The organism is Asaia sp. A2, from assembly GCF_057319415.1.
This window is the reverse complement of the sequence record NZ_JBXWTO010000024.1, coordinates 1-23,019: the sequence shown is the minus strand read 5'-3', so window position 1 is coordinate 23,019 and position 23,019 is coordinate 1. Positions and strand designations below refer to the sequence as shown.

Here is a 23,019-nt window from a genome sequence, read left to right as displayed (position 1 = left end):
TTTCTCTGGAAACGGAGCACGCCGCACCGCCACTCCACCCCACCCGAAGAGCACTGAAGGACAGAGGTAATAAGCTGGTGAGGCTCCACCGTCACGATCTGGCGAGTGACAGAACGGCAAGCCCTCTGCTGGCAGCTTCATTTTGAGGCATATGCAGCGTGCCACCGCTCACTCGAGCTTTCGCGCCTTTAGCCACCAGATAAATTCATCAAGCCAGTAATCGCTTGTCGTCCCCTGCGGGGCAAGGCTAAAGCCATGTCCCCCATGCCCGTAGATATGAAGCTCCGCATCGACCCCGGCCCGACGCCACGCCGTATAGATCTGCACGGCGTCCATTGGCAGCAGTGGGTCGTCGCTGGCCGCGGCGATGAAAGCCGGGGAGGCGTCTGAGGGGATTGGTCCACGAAGTCCGCCATACAGGATGCCAACGAATGCAGGACGCGTTTCTTTGGCACCTATCGACAGATCGACAGCAAGAAACGCCCCTGTCGAGAAACCCAGGAAGCCAATCCGTACAGGATCGATCCCCCAGTCCCTGGCATGCGCTTTCACGAGGAATATTGCTCGTCGCGCATCCTCCAGAGCGTGCGCCTCCCCCGCAAAGGGAGGAACGGGTTCCGTCGAAGCCTCCTTGGCGCGCTTCGTGATCGCCTGCATCTCCCGCAGATGAGTAGCGGGCATGTGCATGCCGGTATCAGGGCTCCTTATCGTGCGATATTTAAGAACCAGTGCGGTATAGCCCCGTTCGGCCAGGGCACATGCAATGTCGACGCCTCCCTGCTGGTAATCGATCCCGACAAATCCCCCACCTGGAGCGACAATCACTGCCGTTCCGTTCGCGTGATTTTTGTCAGGTCTGAACAGCTCGAGAGTGGGCTCACTGACGTTGAAGACGATCGAGTCTGCCATGCCGTCAACCCGGGCAACAGTTTCCGGCACGCCAAGCGTCGGCAATTCGCCTTTACTGTAGAGAGAATATACCTGGCGATCCCCGGCTGCGGGCGTATGGGCAACGCCTAGGGCACAAGGCGAGAAGATTGAGAGTAATGCTGCAGAAACGAGAAAACGGATCTTCCTCATCACAGCCGGACCTTAAGCGTAACATATGCCGATAGCGGCTGGAGCGGGGCGATGACAGGATTGCCCATGTAAGAATAGGGATCCCACGCTTTGCGATTGCCTAGATTTACGATCGAGATACCAAGAGTATATCGATCGAAGGAATAGGCTGCTTGCGCATCGAACACCGCATAGCCGGGAACAGCGATCGTATTGGGCAGTGTCAGCTGGCGGGAGGTATAGGCCGTCATACCTGCGCCGAAGGACAGACCTTTGGCCCATCCGTGGAGGAGGCGGTACCGGGCAGCAACACGGCCGCTGTTCTTGGGAACGCGGGCAATCCGGTCCCCAGGAGAGACGCCGTTGTCACGTGTATCGGTAAAGGCGTAGTTCGCAAGAACCGAAAAGGCCGGGCTTGGCTCCCAGATAAGGTCGGCCTCGAAACCACGCGCGCGTTGACTCCCGCTTTGCACGTAGTAGCCGACATTGGTCATGTCCGGCACGGCCACGTTGTCATGTGTCTGATGAAACAGGGCCAGAGTGCCTGAAAGACCCGTGCCGGGTAAGGCAAGCTTGAGACCAGCTTCTACGTTACGGGATTTTTCCGGTTTGGGAGGTTGCAATCCAAGAAAACCGAACGCTGCGCGAAATGCAGTCGAGTAGCCGGCATAAAGAGCAAGGCCATGCACAATGTCAAAGGTACCCCCGATGCGGGGCGAAACATGGTAATAAGTCTTGTTGTTTGAGACACCAAAGTCGGTTGCCTCCTGGAACTTCAGCGTCGTGAAGCGCAATCCGCCCGTGATATGCAGGCGCCCGTAGCTCGCCTGGTCCTGAACATAGACTGCGTAGGTCTTGTAATGATCATCCGTATAGGAATTGACCGGTAGCTGCGCCACGTAATGCAGGTCATAAACCGGGTGGGCAAGATCAATCGTGCCCAATGGAGTATCGCTCACACCAAATCCCATGGCACTGTAAAAGCTGGTCCAATCGTAATTAAGGCCGCCGAGAAGCTGATGTGTCCCACCCAGCATGTGCAGCTTCGCCGACAGATTGGCATCCAGCGTCGCTTCCTTGACCCGGTTATGCATGAGGATAGGGGAGACGTCATATACGGTCGGTGCGGAGGGGTCTGTGGGAAAGATGTCCGGATCAACGAAGCTCCCATATTCATGGACTGTGTTGCTGTAATAGCGCCCCGTGACTGTGAGTTTGACTGTGTCCGAAAACGCATGGTGCAGCGCCACGAAAGCAGAACGATTGATGTTCTTGGTTAGGGGCTGACCGAGGGGAGAGCCGGGGAAGGCATAGCGATCCAGCTTGCCGGCCAAGGCCATATCCGCTGGGAGACCTGAATATTCGAGGTTGCGTCTGTCGTTATACTGACCGCGCAGCACCAGGTCGGTTTTTGAGTCGATCCGATAGAGGAGGCTGGGCTGCAATGAAAAACGCGCGCCATGAACGCGATCGATATAGCTCTTGTCGCTGAGATACTCGCCCGCGAGACGAAACGACACTCTGGAAGAAAGCCTGAGATTGATATCTCCAGATGGGTTGAGTGTAGTGTAGCTTCCCCCGCGCATCGCGACGTATCCGCCAGTCTTGTCACTTGGCAGCTCGGACTCAATGTTGATGACGCCACCAAGAGGCGTCCCCAGGCCACCACCATACAACGTGGCATTGGGCCCTTTCAGGACATCGATACGGTCGACGCCGACCAGCGCCGTTGGGGCGAAAGCCTGCTGATTGCCTGCAAACAGGGGCAGCCCGTCGAGATAGACCTCCGCGGGGAAGCCGCGAATGATCGGCGGGATGAACAGAATGCCATCTGTCCGTGTGGGGGTTATGCCAGAGACATTCACGAGTGCCGCGCTCAGGGAGTGACTGTCCTGCTCCTGTATCAGCGTACGCGTAATGACCTGAACGGACTGAGGCACCTGTATGAGCGGCGTATTGGTACGCGTCGCCGCTGATGATATCGGCGCGGCATAGGTTTGACGCTGTCCGGTCACAGTTATTGTTTCGCCAGACCAGTTCGAGGTCGGCGTTTGTTCGGCCGTGTTATCCTGTTTCTTGCGGAGAACAGTTTTGGCCGGCTGATTTATGGCCTGATCGGATGCGAAGGCGGATGGGTAACATGTAAGAGCGGCAAATGCGCAGCCGCAAGCAAGCTTCCATGCATTGGCTGCACGGATAGATGATATGTCCACGGGGGGAATTCCGGATCCAGGATACTGGGCACGACAACACGGTGACTTAGCGCATCGGAGGCACTGAATTCAAAGTGTCGTAGCTGAAGGCAGGATCAGAAGCCCAGGGGCGGGCCGGTAGGCGGCGGTAATCCGGCAAGGCGCAGGACGGGCGGTGCACGCGACGGAGGCAGAACATAAGCCGCCTGATAGATCAGCGCGACAATCAGCAGAACAATGATAACCGGGCCAAGGATAACGCTTGCCAGATGAAGCAGGGGGCATAATGCACAATAGCCCCCGTCATGGTGATGATGACGGTCGGGGGATCCTGATGGCGCGTCGGTCATGCCCAACATGTCCATGCCCGGCATATCGTCACAGGCTGACATGGCTTGCCCGTCGTCCGGATGGAAGCCAATGTCGAGACCGGTCAGACGCTCAAGGGTTTGACGGGGCATCTCGCCCTGCCGAGCCTGGCTCTGTATCGTCAGTTGCCCAAGCAAACCGACAAGTATGAGCAGGACAAGGAATCCTCTCAGCCATATACTCGGCGACCTGTCAGTCCGGTGGGTACTGCGATATGCCAAATGCCTGCTTCGTCGGGCTGAGGTTTGAGACGCCAAAAAAACACCGCTCTGGGCATCTTGTAAAGAAAAGGATTGCTCCGCTTGCATTCGAGCGTTGCTAGTGTCTGCTGCGTGCGTCAGCGGACAAAAGCAGTTCACATTGCGGCAGTCCTTTGAAAAGGGTTCTTTCGATCTCATTCAGTGCCGTTTTCGGCGCATCCACCCTACTTCCGATAATATAATTTATCGGAAGTAGGGGGTGGGGGAGGGGGCTGAAAACAAGAAAAGGTGCTGTCTGAACTTAAGGTCTTTTTAGCGTAAATCGAATCTCTTACCTTTGCGAATGTAAAGACGTATAATCCTCCTGGATTCGAGGGGATAAAAGGCCATGGCGTTCATCAATCTGCGCATTGACGAGGCTTTGAAAAATGCTGCTTACCAGCGCCTCTCAGATCTGGGGATCACACCCTCGGATCTGATCCGCCAGACCTTTGAATACGTCGTCGAGACCGGAAAACTACCGGTCCAGCGCGTCATCCTGTCGAATGATGATCGCGATCTCCTGGCTCTCGTGCGTGAGCGCCTTACCTCGCCCCAGGGGTTGATTGCTGTCAGTCTGGATGACCTGTGACGCGCTATGCACTCCATTTCGATCCACGCGCTAAGCGCGAATGGGACGCTCTGGACGGAAGCATCAAAGCGCAGTTCAAGAAGGTCCTGGCACGACGCCTTGAAGATCCACTCATCCTCTCAGCCCGTCTCACAGCTGACCTTCGAGACTGCTAACAAAATCAAGCTGCGCGATGCCGGATATCGACTCGTCTGCAGGGTCGATGACGGCAAGATCCTGATCCTTATCATCGCTATAAGTCGACGCGACGTGGAGGCGATATATCGGAACGCTGCGAGGCGCTCTTGAGCAGTCGGCAGAACCCACCCCACTCTCCTGGCGACAGGCTCTACACCGCGCTTACCCGGGTCGCTGTCTCCTTGGGGCGAATAGACCAGCGTCTCCATAACCACCCTTTGCTCCCAGCCATCCTGTTTCGTGAGCGGCTCGAGGCGGCACGAATCTGTGCGGGAGTGGACGGTTATGTCATCAATCCATGGCATCTCGCCGCCGAACTGGAGGGCTTGCGCCCGACGCTGGCAGGCAGGGATGTTACCGATCGTGGGGCGTTCGTAGATAATGCGAAAATCGCCTTCGAGCAGTATCAGTGGCTCGCACGACCGACACCAACTCAGAAATTACATGTCCAAAAGGCCGCTGAGCTTCTACAGTCCGAGGCTGCAACCGTAGGGCCGCTTCTTGGAGCCGCCCGGGCTTTTCATCGCTGGATCGATGACGGAAACGGCCGCTCGCCCATGCGCGGCGCTCTTGTCTCTTTCTGGCAGGAAACACAGCTTTTGCACGTTAGCCTTCCCCTTACAGGGGCACGAGCCTTCGCATCCGGCACATGCTGGGAGCGCTCGGTGTGGATCCCCAGTTTTCTGAACGCTCTGGCCGACGAGGCAGAAGGTATCCATGCGCGTATCACCGGGATCGAGCGTCAGTGGCATCATGCAAAAGCCCATAGCGGAGCTCGCCGGTGCAATTCCCGAGCGGGAACTGCAATCGATCTGATTGCAGCCTTTCCCTTGCTATCCGCCACACGGCTCGCCCGCCTGCTCGGTGTTTCCGTGAAATCCGCCTGTCTCCTGCTTGAACGCTTCCTTGCAGAAGGTCTCGTTGTCGAAGTCACTCACCGCGCGGCGCGGCGGCTTTTCGCCCTCAAGGGGTTTGAACCCTTACGTGAAGTGGTTCGCCCTCCAAAATGTGCCGTAGCTGGACGCAAACGAGGGCGGCCACGTCGCAATGAGGGGAGGGTGTCAACGGACCTCGCAGAGGAAAGAAAAGACGCACAACCAATATCCGCGCCCCTCGGGCAGCTGACGATCGACTACACAGCCCTTGAGGAGGCAATCACCCTGACAGATGCCGCGATCGCGCGGATACATTGTTTTTTGTTAAAGAGGCCATAATCAGATTTCTTGGACGCAGCGCCCGTCGATTCGCGACGTGCGATCCAGATGGAGGGCTCGAAGAACCATTGATTGATTCTCCTTGCGCCTGATTTCAGGTTTCTGGCGTGTTGATTGCTGGTTCCCGATCCTGATTTCTGCCCTGCATTTTAAGCAGAGAGAGGGTTGCATACTCTGGATTACTATACGTCGGCATTAACACGCTCCAAGAGGAGAAAGCGGCGCATATTATAGACGATATCGGCCAGCCCGATCCTCATGGTGGCTCGAACGATGCCGACTGTCTGGATGAACAATCCCGTCTGTGATTTCTGATCGGCAAAGACATGCTCGACACACGAGCGGATAACGCACTTTCCTGCGTTGGATCTCCGAATATGTCGTGGCATAGGCTTGAGGTGCGGTTTTTTCCTGTGAACCTTCGAGACAAAGCCCTACCTCTCCATGAAGTCTCCATTGGCCTTTGAGCGATAGGCTGTGCCGGCCCAGACCGCTGAGGCCGTAGTGGTTTTATTCAGCAGGCCTTCGCGCAATCTGGCACCATCACTGGCGGCGGCATCCGTCGTCTTCCATTTTCGGCTCAGCCGAAATTTCCAGTCGTATGATCACTTGACGTGCTCCCTTTTTTGTATCCGCTCAAAAGGAGAGTTCCCTGCTTTTATGGGCTGATGGTGATGTGATGGCAACGCTCCTGGGGGCATGCCCCCAGGAGCGTTGCCTGGCGATCTGATCGGGTGTCTTGCCACAGAGCTGCGAGTGTGGGCGCACGGTGTTGTAGTCGTGCTGCCAGGCGGCAAGAACATCCCGGGCGTGTGCCAGCGACGTGAACAAGGTCTCGTTGAGGCATTCGTCCCGTAACCTGCCGTTGAAGCTCTCGACGAAGCCGTTCTGCTGCGGCTTTCCGGGGGCGATATAGTGCCACTCGAGCGCTGTCGTATCGGTCCACTTCAGAATGGCGTGTGACGTGAACTCCGTCCCGTTGTCGCTGACAATCATGAGGGGTTTGCCATGACGCTTGATCAGCACAGTCAATTCCCGCGCGACCCGTCCGCCGGACAAGGACGTATCGGCCACCAGACAAAGGCATTCCCGGCTGAAATCGTCGATGACAGCCAGAATGCGGAACCGACGACCGCAGATCGGAGCATCTGAAACAAAATCCAGGCTCCAGCGCTAACCGGTGGCCTGTGGAAGCGTCATCGGCGCCCGTGTCCCCTGTGCCCGTTTCCGACCGCCTCTTGCACAGACTTTCAGGCCTTCTTCCCGATAGATCCGCAACAGTTTCTTGTGGTTGGGAGCAAGGCCATCCCGCGCCAGAAGACAACCCAGTCGGCGATAGCCAAACCGGCGACGCTCGGCCGCCAGTTCGCGCAGACGTCGGCGCAGGGCCGCATCGTCAGGCCGCTTCGAGGCATAGCGAAAAACGCGGCGAGCCACGCCCACCAGTCCGCACGCACGTCGCTCGCTCAGGGCGAAAATTTCCCGGATGTGTCGGACCGCTTGCCGTTTGTCGGCAGGCGTCACCACTTTTTTCCTACGATTTCCTTCAGCGCCGCGTTGTCCAGCATGGCATCCGCCAGAAATCGTTTGAGGCGACCGTTCTCATCCTCCAGCGTCCTGAGCCGTTTCGCCTCAGAAACCTCAAGCCCGCCGTAACGGGTCTTCCATTTGTAAAACGTCGCATCGCTGATCCCATGCTTGCGGCACAGATCCGCAACCTTCAGGCCTGCTTCTTGCTCCTTCAGGATGCCTATGATCTGCTCTTCCGAAAATCGACTGCGCTTCATTCGTCCGTATCCTTCTCGATCGGACTCTACTTCAAAACGGTCACATTCCCCGGAAGCACGTCACACTGACAAGCACAAATCCTATGGAGTTGCGAGACGCAGACTTCGTCTCTCAATCCGGCATCTCTCGCATAAGGGTCTGGACAACCGGGCGGAGAACAGTCATCTTTCCTTGCGAAAACGCGAACGCATCATGCAGAAGTTCCATTCACCGGGCGGATGTCAGCGCTTCGTGTCCGCCTTCTCAGCCATCCGAAATCTCTTCGTCCCTCCCGCTTCCAGCGACAATGCACTCGCCCGGCACATCCACCGTGTCCGCGCTCTCGCTCAGTGGAAACACGTCACCGCCCCGGGGCGCCTGAAACCGCCAGAACAGCACATTGTGCAAACGCTCAAAGTTAACGTGACAGTACCCCTCAGAGGCGCGGCTTTGATGCGGCGCGGATCATCTCCCTGCCTATACGGCCGCGGTTGGGGCCATATTTCAGCTTTAGCAGATTTTCCGAGGTGGCCGTAACTTACCGACGCTCCTGAAACCAGAGATCAACCACTGATCTAGCCTGCGGAGCCGCACTTCGAAATTTTCCGTAAGGCCCGGCGCACTTAGTTCATCGCACGCATCTTCCGGAACAGAGCCACCATGTGACCAGCCGGATCCTCGCCCGCGAGCGTCTTGTAAAACCCCCCACCCACTGCTGCCGTGGCACTGCCGCGCGCAAACATCGCAGCCTCATACACCGCGAGGGCCGCCTCCACGTTGTCCTTTTGGGCCGCCAGTGCCAGCCCAAGCTCGGCACCGTCCAGCATCGCCAAATTAGCGCCGTCCCCGTTTGGGACCGTGACGTGTGCCGCATCTCCCAGCAACGTCACACCAGGTACGCGCGCCCAGCGATGCCTGGTCGGCAGTGTATAGAACAGACGTAAGACCGGCGGGAGATCACTGTCGACGACCAGGGCTCGCAGCGCCGGCGCCCATCCGTCGAACTCCAGCGCGATCCGTGCCGCTGATGCAGCCGGATTGCCAAAATCGACCGTGTCGAACCAGTCCAACGGCTTGTTAAGCAGGATATAGGCATGCAGCGTGTCGCCACGTTCGCGATGCGCCATAATCGCGCGGCCAGTCACGGGCGCGCTCATGGCACCCCCGCCGACAGCTGTTGCTGTCGCTTGATGGCGCGTGTCGGCCTCGAACAGCCAGGTCTCGACGCAGGCCGTGCCTGTATAGACGGGTAAGGCGTCAGACAGGAGCGGGCGCACTCGCGACCATGCGCCGTCTGCACCAACCAGCAGGCTTGTGGTCGCGCTCGCGCCGTTGGTGAATATCATCTCATGCTGACCTGGGCCTGACGAGCGGACGTCCCGTAATTTGTGCCCCCAGCGGACTATTCCGGGCGGAAGCGCGTCGAGCAGCATCTGTCGCAACTCACCGCGTTGAACCTCGGGTCGATCGCCGGTGCCGTCATCGGGCAGGTCGAGCAAGACGCGCCCGTCCGGCGATAGGATCCGATGCGCCTGACGTCCCTCGAGGATCAGCGCCTGAAACGCTTCGGTCAGTCCCGCTGCGCGCAGGGCGACTTGACCATCCTGCGCATGGATATCGAGCATCCCTCCCTGCGCCCGGGCGGTCGGGGATTGATCGGCCTCATACACGACGCACTCAAGGCCGTGCAGATGCAGGATACGGGCGAGAACGAGGCCGCCCAAACCCGCACCGATAATCGAGATTGAAGGCGTCATATCGCTCTCCTAGTTGCATTAGAACGGCGTTCCATTTTTGGTTCTTGGAACATCGTTCTATTTCTGTCAAGATAACATCATGATCCGAACCGCCCCATCCACCGATCGACGCAGCGATGCCCTTAGCCGCGACCGCATTATCCATGCAGCCATCAAAATCCTCGATGCACAGGGCGAGCGTGCTCTGACCTTCCGCGCTCTGGCCGCCCGCCTCTCGACCGGAGCCGGCGCGATCTACTGGCACATTGCCGACAAGGACGCGCTCTTGGCCGCGGCATCGGATCGTATCGTGGGTCTGGCGCTTGCGACGGTCCGCGAGAGGCCGGATCCCTGTGACGCCATTCGCGCCCATGCCCTAGCCTTATTCGACGCGTTGGAGGCCCATCCTTGGGTCGGCACGTCCCTGTCACTCGACCCGCAACAGGCCGCGATGATACAATTCCTCGAGCGGATCGGGGGGTGTCTGATGGCACTCGGCGTGCCGGTGGCCGCACGTTTCGACGCATGGTCGGCATGCGTGAACTATATTCTCGGCGTGGCGGGGCAGAATGCCGTCCATGCCCGCGGTCAACCCCCAGAGGCAGATCGCGACGCCACTTTGCGGACAGTCGCAGAATGCTGGAAACAGCTCGATCCGACGACCCATCCGTTTCTGAATGAAGCGGCGGTACGTTTCCCTGAGCATGATGATCGCGCTCAGTTCCTGGCGGGTATAAATCTGATCCTTACGGGGCTTGAGCAGACGCGATTGAAAGAACAAGGGCCATGAAGGGCGAGAAGCCGACTGGATGGTGGAATTACCAGTAAGCGAGCCAAACACGCATAATCTTGCACGTTCTCGATCCAGCTAAATGGGAAAAGTTTAAAAGTGGTTTATGAGGGTTTTGCCTCGCGCAGGGATTGGTGGAGACATCCGGTTGTAATTGTTTGACCCTTGAGGCAGGCTGACCGCTCCCCCCCCCATTCCGGATAAGGATTTCCGGTGTGGCTACCTATGCGCCGACCTACTTCCGTTTCTTTATATTATGCTAAATTTTACATTCTACATGATAGCGCCCTAGACGCTGTTTCTACCACAGCAAGAAGCCTCGTTTCGCCCCATCCTTCACGCGCAGCGGCCGACAGGCCAAGCAGGGATGCGGCAATATAGTCCGCGATGCGGTCAGGTGCGTCGCTATCGGCCTGTACGAGAAATGCCCGTACCTTCTCACGGTTCTCTGCTGCGACCCTAGCGGCTGCCATACTCCAGTCCGAGTTTCCGGATTTTGCGTGCTCCAGTATCAGACAACCGCGACGCTGCGGATGAGCGGCATAAGCGCGGGCTGCAGCCCGTAGCAAGTCATCAAGCGCACGCGGAGGCGATGCTCCCGCGATCAGGTATTTATCTAACGGCACCACGGTGGCTGAGTAGAGTCGTAGCGTCTCCTTGAAGAACGCAGCTTTACTGGCGAATGCGGCGTAGAAGCTCGGCGGCGTGATTCCGATCGCCTCGGTCAGCGCAGCCACGCTTACATTTTCATAGCCATGCTCGTGGAACACATTCTGTCCAGTCGCGATCGCCGCCTCAAGCGCGAACTCTCGAGGGCGGCCACGCGACCGTTTATTTTCTTTAGTAACCATTACAAAATCTTGTTGCCTTTTGCGACCCTATTTCTGTAGTGCACATTCATAGAAATAGCCATACCTCAAAATCTCCTTGCCCAAAGGTGGGCAGCAAACCGAAATTATGGATGCTCATGCCGCCTCACTCGACGCAAACCGATCTTCAAACTCGGTCTGCAACAAGCCTCGGTCTGCCGACTGCGGCGCTTTCTGGGCTTGCTGTCTGCGGCTTTCTATGTATCGTGACGGAGACGCTTCCTGCTGGCTTATTACCGCAAATCGCGAGCGGCCTGCGGATTTCCGAGGCAATCGCCGGACAGCTCGTCGCCGTCTATGCGCTGGGTTCTCTGTTGGCGGCGATCCCGCTTACTAGCTTGTCTCAAGGTCTTCGCAGACGTCCTGTACTTCTGGCGACGATCGCCTGCCTTGTCATAGGTAACCTACTGACGGCGTGGGCAGGATCGTTGGCGGTGGTATTAGTTGCGCGCTTCGTGGCCGGATGCGCTGCGGGGCTTACGTGGGGAATTCTTGCGGGCTACACTCGCAGCATTGTTCGTCCAGATCAGACCGGGCCAGCCATGGCACTCGCTATGGTCGGAGTGCCACTTGCGCTTTCACTGGGCGTTCCTCTTGGCACCCTCCTTGGCGGATTAGTGGGGTGGCGAGGATCGTTCGTAACTCTTTCCGCTCTCAGTGTCCTGTTGATCGGTTGGATCATCATAAAAGTGCCCGATGCTTCTGGTCGCTCGGGGGATGAACGTCCCTCGCTACGGCATGTCATTACTACACCGGGTGTTGCGCCGATCCTGTTCGTCGTCCTAACTTGGATGACAGCTCACAACATCCTTTACACATACATTGCGCCGATTGCGTCAGCTGCGGCCGTTCAGGTGGATCTTGTTCTGCTGATATTTGGCGTCAGTTCTCTTGCCGGGATCTGGATCGTCGGCCGCTTGGTGGATCGCATGCTGCGCAGGCTCACGCTTTGTGCGATTGGCTCGTTCGCGGTCGTCACGATCCTCATGACAATTGTTGGCGAACAGGGGTTTATCGTCTGTTTAGCGGCCAGCTTCTGGGGTCTCGGGTTCGGTGGTGCCGGAGCTTTGATGCAGACTGCATCAGCAGACGCCGCGGGCGATGGTGTGGATCTGGCACAGGCCATGGTGACCACGGTGTGGAACCTGGCGATCGCTACCGGAGGAGTAATTGGCGGGACTCTCCTCATGACCGAAGGAACAAATCTGCTTCCGCCTGCTGTCGCTGCGCTCGCGGGGCTTGCCTTTCTGATTGCACTGGTCGCTCGACGTTTCGCCTTCCCACCCAGTCGCCGCCCTCCTTCAGGTCAATAGGCCCAGAATTGGTGATGTCACGTCAACTGCGGCATGGATTGACGGTGCCATTCGAATCACGGTGCGCGATAATGGCAGTGGCATCGACGCAGCCCAACACGAGCGTATTTTCGAGCCTTTCGTTTCTTTTAAGGCAAGCGGAAACGGGATCGGCCTAGGCCTCGCACGGCAAATCGTGCGCGGCCTAGGGGGGACGCTCACTCTCGAAGAAGAAACGGCGCTCGGACCATGGACGACAGGGTTATGCTTCCGACTGTAAAAACGGTTAGGATACTTTCTATGTCCTGGGTGTGGGTCGGACTGGCGCGTTTTTCCTGTCGCAGGCCCGGCTTGCGGCCCCGCGCGGCGAGGACGGGACAAAACAATGAGACGACATGGGCCGCGAGCGTCATGCTCTGGTCGACACCGACGGTCGCACCCTAGAAATATTTCTCCATCCGGTCTCCGCCAATCCCGGGGCGGTTCAGAGCGCCACCCGTAACAGGCAACGACGGAGACAACATAGTAAGGGCCGTTACGACGCATTGGAACGAGCTGGTCAGCAGTCATAAGTGGAAATGTTTGCGTCCAGCGCCATGTTTAGGCATCGTGCCCTTGTCTTAAGATTTCCTCATACTTTGTAAGGCTATATGCCCTATTCTTCTGTCCGGCACCGTATAAAGGGTGCAGCCCTCCTGATCGTGACCTACTTTGTTATCCAATCGATCATCGTGGTGGCTCACGAGCATGCCCACAGCGGTGCCGCATGGCTTCTCGGCTACACATCGACCCCATTTACCGTCGTATGGGGTAACCCGATCACAATCATGGGCTGGGATGAAGGCGTTCCCTATGACGATCTGTTTCATTCTCGTGGTTGTACAGCAGAAGCCATTATCGGCGGCGTGCCACTATTGATGCACGTGATGTTGGTCGCTGTAAGCCTGCTTTATCTGTGGAAACGAGCCGCACGCATGCAGGCAAGCGTGTTTTTTACATGGTATCTTGTGGCTGTCATGAACCTTGCAGAGCTGGTAGCCTATATATTCATGCGACCGTTCATCCCGAACGGAGATACAGGGCGGTTCAACGAGGGGTTCGATATTTCACCATGGCCGCTCTTCTTTGTAGGGTCAGCGTTTATTTTTGCGTCCATGTGGATACTGGCGCGTCGCATTGCTCCACAAATCGATTTGAAGACGGACGGCAGCCTACTTGAGCACAAGGCAATCACTTGGTCTGCAGGGTTTGTCATGTTCTTATGGAGTAGCGGGCTACGGATGATATGGCTTTATCCAGATCCGCAATGGAAGACGGGCTTGATCGGGGTTGTCGGTTTCGCAGTCTGGGTCCTGCTTGACAGAGGTGGCCCCGGCTTTTCGGACAGGGGGTCAAGCTATAGACTTGTCTGAGAGAGGACGGGTTTATGGGTAAGGTTGCACGGAAGAGGTATTCGGGCGAGTTCAAGTCACGGGTTGCACTGGAGGCGATCCGGGGCGAGCAGACACTGGCGGAACTGGCATCGAAACACGGTGTGCATCAGACAATAATTGCCCAGTGGAAGCGCCAGGCAGTTGAGGGCATGGCGGGGATTTTCTCTGGCAAGGCGATACCGGAGACGGCAGCCAGTCCTCCCGATGTGGAGAAGCTTCACGCCAAGATCGGGCAGCTTCTGGTGGAACGGGATTTTTTACGGGATGCCTCTGTGCGGTTGGGCGTGCTCAGAGGCGACAAATGATTGATTTGAAGCGGCCTCGGCTTTCCGTGGTGCGGCAGTGCACGCTGCTGCAGCTGAACCGGTCTGGCGTCTACTATCGGCCTGCGCCAGAGAGCGAGGCGAATCTGAAACTGATGCGGCTAATCGACGCGCAGTTTCTGGAGACGCCGTATTACGGGTCGCGGCAGATGACCCGGCACCTTCGCAGGCTCGGTCATGATGTCGGGCGCAAGCGTGCCCGCCGGCTCATGGCGACGATGGGGCTCCGAGTGATCTACCAGAAACCACGCACGACCGTGCCGCATTCGGCGCATCGGAAATATCCCTATCTGCTGCGGGATCTGGTGGTCGACCGCCCCAATCAGGTCTGGTGCTCGGACATCACCTACATCTCGATGCGGAAGAGCTTTCTCTACCTCGTGGCGATCATGGACTGGGCGACGCGCAAGGTGCTGTCCTGGCGGCCGTCGAACACGATGGACGCCGGGTTCTGCGTCGAGGCGCTGCAGGAGGCCCTGATCCGTTATGGCGCACCGGAGATCTTCAACACGGATCAGGGCTCGCAATTCACGACGCCCCGGTTCACGGAAGCGCTTGAGAAACGCCAGATCAGCATTAGCATGGACGGACGCGGCCGGTGGCTCGACAACGTCTTTATCGAGCGCCTTTGGCGGTCGCTCCAATACGAATGCGTTTACCTGCATGCGTTTGAGACCGGATCGGAACTGCGGACAGGCCTTGCGGCATGGATCGGCCATTACAACGGGAAGCGGCCGCATTCGGCGCTGGCTGGACGAACGCCCGACGAGGCATATCATGACACGCCGACGCCATTAGGTCCGGGGTTAACCCCGGACCTAATGGCCAACAGCAACGCCGTCAAAATGGCGGCATGACAACAACTGGCTGTAGCTTGTCAGGCCCAAAAAACTGTCCGAAGGGAGGGGGCCACCTCTGCTTCGTGAGGCATAGCGAAACGGGAAGAAGCGTTAGCCCTGTTCCGCAGAGTTGTTTTGAACCGCATCAGCGAAACGGCGCATCAGCCGGGCAAGATCGGCCATATCTTGCTCCTCCCAATCAACGAAGATCGCGCGCGCCATTGCCTCGCGTGCCACATCTATTTTGTCGGTCAGGGCCTTGCCGCTGGTGGTGATGACCGCTTCGCGCACACGCCCGTCTGTCGCGGTCGGTCGGCGTTCCACGAAGCCGAGGTCTTCCAGCTTGGTCACCTGACGGCTTACCGTCGTGTAGTCCCGTCCTACCCGATCGGCGAGGTCGACGATGCCGATCGGCCCAAGTCGTTCCACCATCACCAGCAGGGGAAACAGCGCACGATCGAGTGCGATCCCCGCCTCGCGAACCATCGCCGCGTCGCGCTGCGGTCGGTTCATCACGCTGACAATGTCGATCAGTGCGCCATGCAAGTCGCGAAGCAGCCGCGATTTATGTGTATTATGCACTTTGTTTGTTGACTCCAGCATGCTTGTTAATGTATGTGCGTATTACACATATGGAGCATGGTATGGTAAACAGTTTTGCAGCGGATGTGCTCATCTGCGGCGCAGGAGCGGCTGGCCTGACACTAGCGATCGACCTCGCTCGGCGCGGTGTTTCGTTCCGACTGATCGAGAAACTGGACGATCCCTTCCGCGGTTCGCGCGGCAAGGGTATTCAGCCCCGCACGCAGGAGGTATTCGAGGACCTTGGCATTCTCGACCGTATCGTGGCGGCAGGGGGCTTCTATCCCAAGCAACGCGAATACGCGGACGACGGCAGCTTTACCGATGCCAATGTGGTAGAGGCGAAGCCCGCAACGTCAGCGGAGCCCTATCACCTGCCGCTGATGGTGCCCCAGTTTCTCACCGAACGCGTGATGCGGGAGCGGCTGACGGAATTGGGACGCGGCCCCGAGTTTGGCTGCGAACTGCTCAGCTTCACGCAAGATGACAACGCGGTGACCGCGCGGATCGCGACCAAGGCCGGAGAGGAGACGGTCCGCGTTCGTTACCTGGTCGGTGCGGACGGCGGACGCTCTTGCGTTCGCCACGCTTTAAACATCGGCTTTCCGGGCAAGACGCTGGGCGTACGCGCCGTCGTCGCTGATGTGGTGCTCTCCGGCCTGTCACGCGACGTGTGGCACCGCTTCGGCGAAGGCGACATGCAGCGCCAGATTTCCGCCTGCCCGCTTGCTGGCACAGACCTCTTCCAAGTTCAAGGACCGATCCCGCTGGAAGGCGACATCGACCTTTCAGCCACTGGGCTCACTGCGCTGCTGCGCGAGCGAACCGGGCGGGACGATCTCCTCGTCAATTTGGTATCCTGGGCGTCCGCCTTCCACATGAACGCGCGCCTTGCCGATCGCTACCGGGTCGGCCGTGTCTTTCTCATCGGCGATGCCGTACATACCCACCCCCCGACCGGCGGGCAGGGTCTGAACACCAGTGTGCAGGATGCTTACAATCTAGGATGGAAGCTCGACGCGGTTCTGCACGGCGCTCCCGATGGGCTGCTCGACACTTACGAGGCTGAACGCCGCCCCGTCGCCCAGGCCATGCTTGGCCTCGCGACCAGCCTGCTCGAAGCCATGAAGCGCGGCCAGATGCGGCGCGGGCGCGACGTACATCAGCTCGATATCGGCTATCCCGAATCCTCCCTGGCTGTGGAAGCGCCTGAGCGGAATGGCGTCCTGCTCGCCGGCGACCGCGCGCCCGATGCACGCGTCCGGGGTGCGGCCGGGCAGCCGCAGCGGTTATTCGACCTGTTCAAAGGTTCCCACTGGACGCTACTGATCTATGCCGGTGCTTTCATGGCAACGCGTCCGGGGCTGCACGTCCATACCATCGGCCAGCGCGGCGACCTTGCGGACGATGCCGGACAGTTCCGGGCTGCCTATGGCGTCAAAGCCGGCGATCGGGTGCTGGTGCGACCGGACGGCTATGTCGGGGCAATCGTCTCCGCTGACGAGGATGCAGTATTGGACTCCTACCTCAAACAGGTGGGTGTGCCCGGGGAAGTCGGTGCCTGAGCCCCTCGCTGTTGCACTTTGGCTATCCCACCTACGAGAAATGAGAGGCGACCCCGGTTTTTCAGACGGGGGCTTAAGCTATAGGCCGGCCTGAGAGAGGACGGGTTTATGGAAGGTTACGCGGAAGAGGTATTCGGGCGAGTTCAAGTCGTGGGTCGCACTGGAGGCGACGGCCAGTCCGGTTGATGTGGAGAAGCTTCGCGCGAAGATTGGCCCATTGATGGTGGGACAGGATTTTTTGCGGGATGCCTCTGCTCGGTCGGGCGTCTATTATCGGCCCGTGTCGGAGAGCGACGCGTACCTCGCGCTGATGTTCTCGATTGATGTGTAGTTTCCGGAGTCAGTTTATTATGGGTCGCAGCAGATGACTCAGCATCTTAGGCGACTTGGCCATGATGTCGGGCGCAAGCGTTTCCGTCGGCTCATCGCGACGATGGGGCTGCATACGATCTATCATTCATAATGTGTTTCAACCACATCAAGGCAGGTCTGTAATGAAATTATTGCGAAGCCGATTACTTGTCCTCAGTATGGCAGCGTTCGTAACTCCATCGGCAGGGATGGCCCAAGATGTTTTCCCGCTTTCCGTTAGGGCTACGGGCATTGAGACTATCAAAGCTACGGTTGGCGGAGAGGAAGGGACGTACCTTTTCGACAGTGGAATAGGGACATCTGGGGTGATACCCGCCGTAGCTGCTGCGATCGGTTGCAAACCATGGAGCAAGATAACTGGCTTTCGCGCTACTGGCGAACGTCTCGACCTGCCGCGTTGCAACAGCAGCTCGGTCAAGATCGGCGCTTTCACAAGAATGTTGCCACAGTTGTCGGTCTTCGACCTAGGGCACTTCATGGGCACTGCATCAACCGGGCTTGCTGGTGCGATCGGTTTGGATGTCTTCGTAGGCCGCACGGTGACCCTAGACGTGGCAAACCATCAGCTTATCATTGAGGACGCAACTAGTGCGGCAGCGATCAGGAAGATAGCGATTGAGGTACCAATACGGCTCGTTCGCGCAGCGGAAGGCGCCGCGCTAACCGTTAACATAGGCGTGCCAACATCATCAGGCATGGCGTGGATGGAACTGGATACTGGCAACTATGGCCCGTCTATGATCGATCAATCAATCGCCAATCTGTTCGGACTCAAACCTTCCTATATCGGGATTCAGCAATGGAAGGTAGCGCTAGGACCCAAGCTAAATTTCTCAGGCCCCGTCGTCGTCAAAGACCTGATCCTCGACGGAAATCTCGGCCGCGATGTTTTGCGTCACTGGCAGGTCACATTGGACCTTGCCAACGGTCGTGGTTGGATCAAGATTATCCGGTAACAGGGTAATTTCACGTTAAGCTTGGCATGATAAAGGCGAACGATGAGCTAAGTAACAAACGGCATCGATTTCCTTGTGTACTGATAGCCCATGCAGTCTGGCTATATTTCCGCTTCCCCTGGATCTTTCGTTTCGTGGAAAAGATGATTTTCGAGCGGGGCATTATCGTCTCGTAAAAGACAATCCGTCGATGGGGCCTGAAGTTCGGTGCGGCCCACGCCCGATCCCTGCGAAGCAAGAAGGCTCGGCTTGGTGATTTCTGGCATCTGGACGAAGCGTGGATCGTGATCCGCGGTTAGCCTCACGAGCTGCGGTGGGCCGTCGATCAGGACGGCTATGTTCTCGATGAGATCCTGCAGACCCGTCGGAACACCAAATTCGCCAGGCGTTTGTTGACCCGGCTTCTCAAATGGCAGGGTTTGCGCCCCAGTCGTATAATTACCGACAAGCTGAAATCCTACGAGGCTACCAGATGTAAAATGCGTATCTCGACACGCCATCTTTCGCACAAGGGACTGAGCAACAGGGCAGAGAACAGTCATCAGCCCCTGCGAAAACGTGAACGAATCATACAGAAATTTCGCTTACTAGGCTGGTGTCAGCGCTTCGTCTCTGTCTTGTCGGCCATTCGTAATCTCTTCGTTCCACCCGCCTCCATCAATTCAGCTTTTCCCGGCACATCCATCGTGTCCAGGCTCTCGCTCATTGGAAGAGCGCGACCGTTCCCAGTGTCTGAATGTCCCTTTCGCGGGCTTCGCCTAACTCACTTCAGTTAACCTGACATCACCGTTTGACCTGCTCCGAGGTTGGCGGAGATCAGCCCTGTCAGGTCAGGTGTCTTGTTACATTATCTGAATGTGCGGTACCGAAGCCTTCCGCAGGGAGGCATGCCCGCTCTAACCATTCCCTGAAAACGCTGATCTCCCGGTCGATCTCGCTGTTTCCCACCATGCGCTTGTGATACAGTTCTCGCGGATAAATGCCCAAAGCGCCCCAAAAGGCCCTGTCACGCCCCCTCACCCAGCTCTGTCTCTTCCCCGAAGAGGCCGATCTCGCGCGCATCGATGCCGCTGCCAATTGCTGGCGCTTTTACCGCCTCTCCTTGCAGGAAGATCTCTTCGGCGGCACCGCCCTCATCCGCCACTGGGGACGGATCGGCACAGGCGGCCAAATGCGTGTCGCGCTCTATCGCGATCGGGGAGCGGCTCAGGGTGCGCTCAACGATCTGCTCGGGCAGAAAATGAAGCGAGGCTATCGGTCCCGTAAGGAGGGAGTGTGATGTCTTCAGTCAAGACGAGGGCTCTGCCCTCGTGCTCCCGGCAGGAGGCTCGGCCTCCTGCACCTCGGATTGTTAAGGCTGTGTCAGCTGGGGGGATGCAGCTCTTTGATCCCAAGGGTGCGCGCAAATATCTGACGATCGCCGAGCGCAACAATTTCCTGAAAGCGGCCGAGCTGGCGCCGCGTGAGGCGCGGACCTTGTGCATGACCCTCGCCTGGTCGGGGTGTCGGTTGTCCGAGGCTCTGGCGCTGACGGCCGATCGCGTCGATCTCGCTTCTGGCGTCCTAGTGTTCGAGACCCTGAAAAAACGCCAGGCAGGGATCTATCGCGCCGTGCCCGTCCCCCCTGCCCTGCTCGATGCCCTCGATCTGGTCCATGGTCTACGCGCGCTTCAGCGCAAGGGCGCACGTCATCAGGAGGCGCGGCTCTGGCCATGGTCGCGCATGACCGGCTGGCGGGCCGTGCATGCCGTGATGGAGGAAGCCGGGCTATCCGGCGTGGCCGCGTCGCCCAAGGGGCTGCGGCATGCTTTCGGGGTGGCAGCTGTCTCCAATGCCATTCCCCTCAATCTCGTCCAGAAATGGCTCGGTCACGCCCAGCTCTCCACCACCGCCATCTACGCCAATGCTTCTGGCGCAGAAGAGCAGGATATCGCTCGAAGAATGTGGGGATAGGTGAATTGGCGCTGGCATGTTGAACGACGTTGACCACTCTCATCGCTTGGATGATGCCTGCACAGCGCGCGCATCTCTTGATGTCTGTCTCAGTATAGATCAGCTTGGGAATATACCATGATGGATGTCGGGGGTATCATGCCGCAGACTGCTAGAATCTTTATGAATGGGCGCAGTCAAACCGTGCGTCTCCCGGCATCTTTCCGATTTGAGGGTACCGAGATCTTTATCTACAGAGACGAAGTAACCGGTGATGTGAGCCTCTCCAGACGACCGGAGAGTTGGGTCGGCTTATTCGCGGCCATTAAGGATGGTGGCGTGCCCAACGATTTCCTAGGCACTGAGGACAGATCTCAGCATGAGAAAGACCGTGATCCGTTTACAGGGATCACGCCATGAGCGCGGAATATCTGAAGCCAACGCGGTCTGTTGGTGATGTCATGTCAACTACGGCCTAGGTCGCGTTGACAGAAGATCTGATCCAGTGTCTTGCGGCGGCGAGGTTGAGGAAACTCATGAAAGACATGGCGGTCTTATCGTAGCCGGTTGCGATACGTCGCATCTGCTTGAGCCTGTTGAACATCCGCTCGATACGGTTTCGGTCCCGATAGCGTTGCCAGTCTATTTGCTGAGGAGCCTTACGGCCTTTGCGTGATGGAATAACCAGCAGGATCCCGTGAATCAGAAGCGCCTGACGGCAACAGTCGCTGTCATAGCCTCGATCAGCCAGCATCGCCCTCGGGTTTGGAACAGGCAACATCAGTAGGGAGTCTGTGGCTTTGTAATCTGAGACCTGGCCTCCCGTCAGGACAAAGCCAAGAGGACGTCCCTGATTGTCGCATCGGGCGTGGATTTTGCACGTAAAGCCGCCGCGTGATCGACCAAAACCCTCCGAATGAGCCCCCCTTTTCCGCCTGTAGCTTGTGAATAGGCACGCACCACAGTGCTATCGAGCATATGCTGCCAGTTATTGGTCAGCCCCAGATCTACCAGGGTTTGCAGCAGGGCATCCCAGACACCCTGTTCAGCCCAACGCCGAAACCGGACATAAACCGAGTTCCATTTGCCGTAGCGCTCATGCATGTCGCGCCAAGGACAGCCTGTGCGCAGAACATACAGCATACCGTTGAGAAACAGGCGGTTGTCTCCAGCTGGACGGGCCCAACGTCCGCGCTCAGGTGGCAGAAGCGGACCAATCAACGACCATTCATGATCCGTCAAATCGCCTCGTGCCATCCCTGTTCCTGCTGCTCGTAACCCACAGGCAGGAATTGAAACAGGTCTTGCCCCAAACCGATAGGCCTTTTGTCAACGTAACCTAGACACGTTCATACTTTTCTACAGTTGCGTCACGATACCGGCCGTTTCCATATTGAGCAAAACCCAACTTCGTCGCCAGCTTTACAGAAGAAAGGTTGCCTGGATCGATAATACAGACACAGCGGGTATGGCGGTGTTCACGATCGAACCAGTCAAACATCGCCTGCATCGCTTCTCCCGCAAAACCTTTGCCATGGACAGCACCCTTAAACAGCCATGCTGCCTCCGGTGCACTATCGAAATCGGACCCGAGCCCACGCCGGAAATCCGCGAGGCCGACTTCTCCGATAAAGCAGCCGGTTTCCCGTTCTAAGACGGCGAACATGCCGAAACCAAAAAGACTCCAATGACCGGCGTAGCGGAGTAGGCGATGCCAAGCGTCCTCGCGCGTGTCTGGTAGACCTCGAATGAACTGGAGCACCGCTTCGTCTTTCGCTAGAGTGTAAACTGCCTCGGCGTCATCGGCTACGTGCGGCCGCAGCAACAGTCGGTCAGTCTCTATCAAAATTTGTTCCAAGCCGCTTTTCCTTGAGTGTATGCAAGAGACGTATGCTCAATCGAGCCAACATAGTTTTCCTATTAAGGTAAGCTGTTGTCGAGCGAGCACGTTACCTTCCGGCGGTAAAGGTAGGCAACCTCGTGTTCTGCGCCGATCAGGGGTGATGTCACATTAACTGCGGCATGGTAGATGCGACCGATGAGGGCGTCATCTGTGAGCTACAAACGGCACCGTTTTCCTCGCGAGCTGATCGCTCATGCGGTTTGGCTGTATTTCCGCTTCCCTATGAACTTTCGCCTTGTGGAAGAGATGCTGCTCGAGCGGGGCATTGTCGTCTCGTATGAGACGATCCGCCGATGGAGCCTGATATTCGGTGCGGCCTATGCCCGCTCCCTGCGACGCAAGAAGGCTCGGCCTGGTGATCTCTGGCATCTGGACGAAGTGCGGATCGTGATCCGTGGCACGCCTAACGGGCTTTGGCGGGCAGTCGATCCGGACGGCTCTGTTCTCGACGAGATCCTGCAGACCCGTCGAAACACCCAAACAGCAAGGCGTCTGTTGACCCGGCTTTTGAAACGGCAGGGTTTGCGGCCCCGTCGTATGATCTCTGACAAGCTCAAATCCTATGACGCAGCGAGACGCGAAATGCGTCTCTCGATCCGGCATCTCGCCCATAAGGGTCTGAATAACAGGGCGGAGAACAGTCATCTGCCGTTGCGAAAACGCGAGCGCATCATGCAACACTTCCGTTCACCGGTGCTGTCACGTTAACTGATGTGAGGTAGGCGACGCCCGGGGAATGAGTATTCAGGCGCTGAGAGCGGTCGCGCTGCTCCATTGGGCGAGAGCCCTGAGACGGTGGATGTGACGAGAAAGGGCGA

18 protein-coding genes and 7 pseudogenes are annotated in these 23,019 nt (G+C 57.8%); 15 read left to right on the top strand and 10 right to left on the bottom strand.

What is annotated here, in order from left to right:
* Positions 1 to 168: 168 nt before the first annotated feature.
* From ACWNRM_RS14290 to ACWNRM_RS14280, 3 genes are all read right to left on the bottom strand, one after another.
* Positions 169 to 1,080 carry an alpha/beta hydrolase gene (locus tag ACWNRM_RS14290; protein WP_485171361.1) on the bottom strand — a complete coding sequence of 304 codons (912 nt, stop codon included), beginning with the start codon at positions 1,078 to 1,080 and terminating at the stop codon, positions 169 to 171.
* Entirely contained in the window at positions 1,080 to 3,272 is a 2,193-nt protein-coding gene (locus ACWNRM_RS14285; RefSeq protein WP_023978888.1) for a TonB-dependent siderophore receptor, read from the bottom strand. Before ACWNRM_RS14285 ends, ACWNRM_RS14290 begins: the two co-directional genes overlap by 1 nt.
* 95 nt (positions 3,273 to 3,367) lie before the next feature.
* The gene (locus ACWNRM_RS14280) at positions 3,368 to 3,712 is read right to left on the bottom strand and encodes a DUF2946 family protein (protein WP_485171362.1); all 345 of its coding nucleotides are present in this window, start codon (positions 3,710 to 3,712) and stop codon (positions 3,368 to 3,370) included.
* A 496-nt stretch (positions 3,713 to 4,208) separates the two neighbouring features.
* On the opposite strand from ACWNRM_RS14280, the gene ACWNRM_RS14275 reads away from it, so the two are divergent.
* Positions 4,209 to 4,451 carry a type II toxin-antitoxin system RelB/DinJ family antitoxin gene (locus ACWNRM_RS14275; RefSeq protein WP_485171363.1) on the top strand — a complete coding sequence of 81 codons (243 nt, stop codon included), beginning with the start codon at positions 4,209 to 4,211 and terminating at the stop codon, positions 4,449 to 4,451.
* Between the two features lie 284 nt (positions 4,452 to 4,735).
* Positions 4,736 to 5,842 (top strand): hypothetical protein, encoded by a 1,107-nt coding sequence (locus ACWNRM_RS14270; RefSeq protein WP_485172243.1) that lies wholly within the window; start codon positions 4,736 to 4,738, stop codon positions 5,840 to 5,842.
* Between the two features lie 182 nt (positions 5,843 to 6,024).
* On the opposite strand, the pseudogene ACWNRM_RS14265 reads toward ACWNRM_RS14270, so the two are convergent.
* Both ACWNRM_RS14265 and ACWNRM_RS14260 read right to left on the bottom strand, forming a co-directional pair.
* A pseudogene (locus ACWNRM_RS14265) lies at positions 6,025 to 6,447 on the bottom strand (transposase); the annotation flags it as partial.
* 31 nt (positions 6,448 to 6,478) lie between these two features.
* Positions 6,479 to 7,629 (bottom strand): annotated as a pseudogene (locus ACWNRM_RS14260) (IS3 family transposase).
* Here ACWNRM_RS14260 and ACWNRM_RS14255 point away from each other — a divergent pair.
* A pseudogene (locus tag ACWNRM_RS14255) lies at positions 7,589 to 7,975 on the top strand (DDE-type integrase/transposase/recombinase); the annotation flags it as partial. The pseudogenes ACWNRM_RS14260 and ACWNRM_RS14255 overlap by 41 nt on opposite strands.
* Positions 7,976 to 8,232: 257 nt before the next feature.
* Here the strand turns inward: ACWNRM_RS14255 and ACWNRM_RS14250 are convergent.
* Entirely contained in the window at positions 8,233 to 9,366 is a 1,134-nt protein-coding gene (locus tag ACWNRM_RS14250) for an FAD-dependent oxidoreductase (RefSeq protein WP_485171365.1), read from the bottom strand.
* A gap of 79 nt (positions 9,367 to 9,445) precedes the next feature.
* Here ACWNRM_RS14250 and ACWNRM_RS14245 point away from each other — a divergent pair, with 79 nt between their 5' ends.
* Positions 9,446 to 10,135: a TetR/AcrR family transcriptional regulator gene (locus ACWNRM_RS14245; protein WP_485171366.1), complete on the top strand. Its 690-nt coding sequence runs from the start codon at positions 9,446 to 9,448 to the stop codon at positions 10,133 to 10,135.
* 266 nt (positions 10,136 to 10,401) lie between these two features.
* On the opposite strand, the gene ACWNRM_RS14240 is transcribed toward ACWNRM_RS14245, so the two are convergent.
* Positions 10,402 to 10,986: a TetR family transcriptional regulator gene (locus ACWNRM_RS14240; RefSeq protein WP_485171367.1), complete on the bottom strand. Its 585-nt coding sequence runs from the start codon at positions 10,984 to 10,986 to the stop codon at positions 10,402 to 10,404.
* A gap of 110 nt (positions 10,987 to 11,096) precedes the next feature.
* On the opposite strand from ACWNRM_RS14240, the gene ACWNRM_RS14235 reads away from it, so the two are divergent.
* The 4 genes from ACWNRM_RS14235 (at position 11,097) to ACWNRM_RS14220 (ending at position 14,909) form a co-directional block, all read left to right on the top strand.
* The gene (locus ACWNRM_RS14235) at positions 11,097 to 12,317 is read left to right on the top strand and encodes an MFS transporter (protein WP_485171368.1); all 1,221 of its coding nucleotides are present in this window, start codon (positions 11,097 to 11,099) and stop codon (positions 12,315 to 12,317) included.
* On the top strand, positions 12,256 to 12,576 hold the full coding sequence (locus ACWNRM_RS14230) for an ATP-binding protein (protein WP_485171369.1): 321 nt from the start codon (positions 12,256 to 12,258) through the stop codon (positions 12,574 to 12,576). Before ACWNRM_RS14235 ends, ACWNRM_RS14230 begins: the two co-directional genes overlap by 62 nt.
* Positions 12,577 to 12,946: 370 nt before the next feature.
* Positions 12,947 to 13,708 (top strand): hypothetical protein, encoded by a 762-nt coding sequence (locus ACWNRM_RS14225; protein ID WP_485171370.1) that lies wholly within the window; start codon positions 12,947 to 12,949, stop codon positions 13,706 to 13,708.
* 14 nt (positions 13,709 to 13,722) lie between these two features.
* A protein-coding gene (locus tag ACWNRM_RS14220; RefSeq protein WP_485171371.1) for an IS3 family transposase occupies positions 13,723 to 14,909 on the top strand; the annotation gives its coding sequence in 2 pieces (ribosomal slippage) (positions 13,723 to 13,981 and positions 13,981 to 14,909; 1,188 coding nt in all).
* Between the two features lie 93 nt (positions 14,910 to 15,002).
* Here ACWNRM_RS14220 and ACWNRM_RS14215 read toward each other — a convergent pair.
* Complete coding sequence (locus ACWNRM_RS14215; RefSeq protein WP_485171372.1) at positions 15,003 to 15,494, bottom strand: MarR family winged helix-turn-helix transcriptional regulator; 492 nt, start codon at positions 15,492 to 15,494, stop codon at positions 15,003 to 15,005.
* Between the two features lie 41 nt (positions 15,495 to 15,535).
* Here ACWNRM_RS14215 and ACWNRM_RS14210 point away from each other — a divergent pair, with 41 nt between their 5' ends.
* The 6 genes and pseudogenes from ACWNRM_RS14210 (at position 15,536) to ACWNRM_RS14185 (ending at position 20,319) form a co-directional block, all read left to right on the top strand.
* Positions 15,536 to 17,038: an FAD-dependent oxidoreductase gene (locus ACWNRM_RS14210; protein WP_485171373.1), complete on the top strand. Its 1,503-nt coding sequence runs from the start codon at positions 15,536 to 15,538 to the stop codon at positions 17,036 to 17,038.
* A gap of 160 nt (positions 17,039 to 17,198) precedes the next feature.
* Positions 17,199 to 17,492 (top strand): annotated as a pseudogene (locus tag ACWNRM_RS14205) (IS3 family transposase); the annotation flags it as partial.
* Positions 17,493 to 17,715: 223 nt separating this feature from the next.
* Entirely contained in the window at positions 17,716 to 18,366 is a 651-nt protein-coding gene (locus ACWNRM_RS14200; RefSeq protein WP_485172242.1) for a hypothetical protein, read from the top strand.
* Between the two features lie 68 nt (positions 18,367 to 18,434).
* A pseudogene (locus ACWNRM_RS14195) lies at positions 18,435 to 19,102 on the top strand (IS6 family transposase); the annotation flags it as partial.
* A 243-nt stretch (positions 19,103 to 19,345) separates the two neighbouring features.
* Complete coding sequence (locus ACWNRM_RS14190) at positions 19,346 to 19,645, top strand: WGR domain-containing protein (protein WP_485171375.1); 300 nt, start codon at positions 19,346 to 19,348, stop codon at positions 19,643 to 19,645.
* 95 nt (positions 19,646 to 19,740) lie between these two features.
* A complete protein-coding gene (locus ACWNRM_RS14185; RefSeq protein ID WP_485171376.1) occupies positions 19,741 to 20,319 on the top strand; it encodes a tyrosine-type recombinase/integrase in 579 nt (192 codons plus the stop codon).
* A 457-nt stretch (positions 20,320 to 20,776) separates the two neighbouring features.
* Here the strand turns inward: ACWNRM_RS14185 and ACWNRM_RS14180 are convergent.
* Together ACWNRM_RS14180 and ACWNRM_RS14175 are read right to left on the bottom strand one after the other, a co-directional pair.
* Positions 20,777 to 21,528 (bottom strand): annotated as a pseudogene (locus ACWNRM_RS14180) (IS5 family transposase); the annotation flags it as partial.
* Positions 21,529 to 21,637: 109 nt separating this feature from the next.
* Positions 21,638 to 22,156, bottom strand: a complete 519-nt coding sequence (locus ACWNRM_RS14175) for a GNAT family N-acetyltransferase (RefSeq protein WP_485171377.1) — start codon at positions 22,154 to 22,156, stop codon at positions 21,638 to 21,640.
* A 171-nt stretch (positions 22,157 to 22,327) separates the two neighbouring features.
* On the opposite strand from ACWNRM_RS14175, the pseudogene ACWNRM_RS14170 reads away from it, so the two are divergent.
* Positions 22,328 to 22,891 (top strand): annotated as a pseudogene (locus ACWNRM_RS14170) (IS6 family transposase); the annotation flags it as partial.
* Between the last annotated feature and the right edge of the window lie 128 nt (positions 22,892 to 23,019).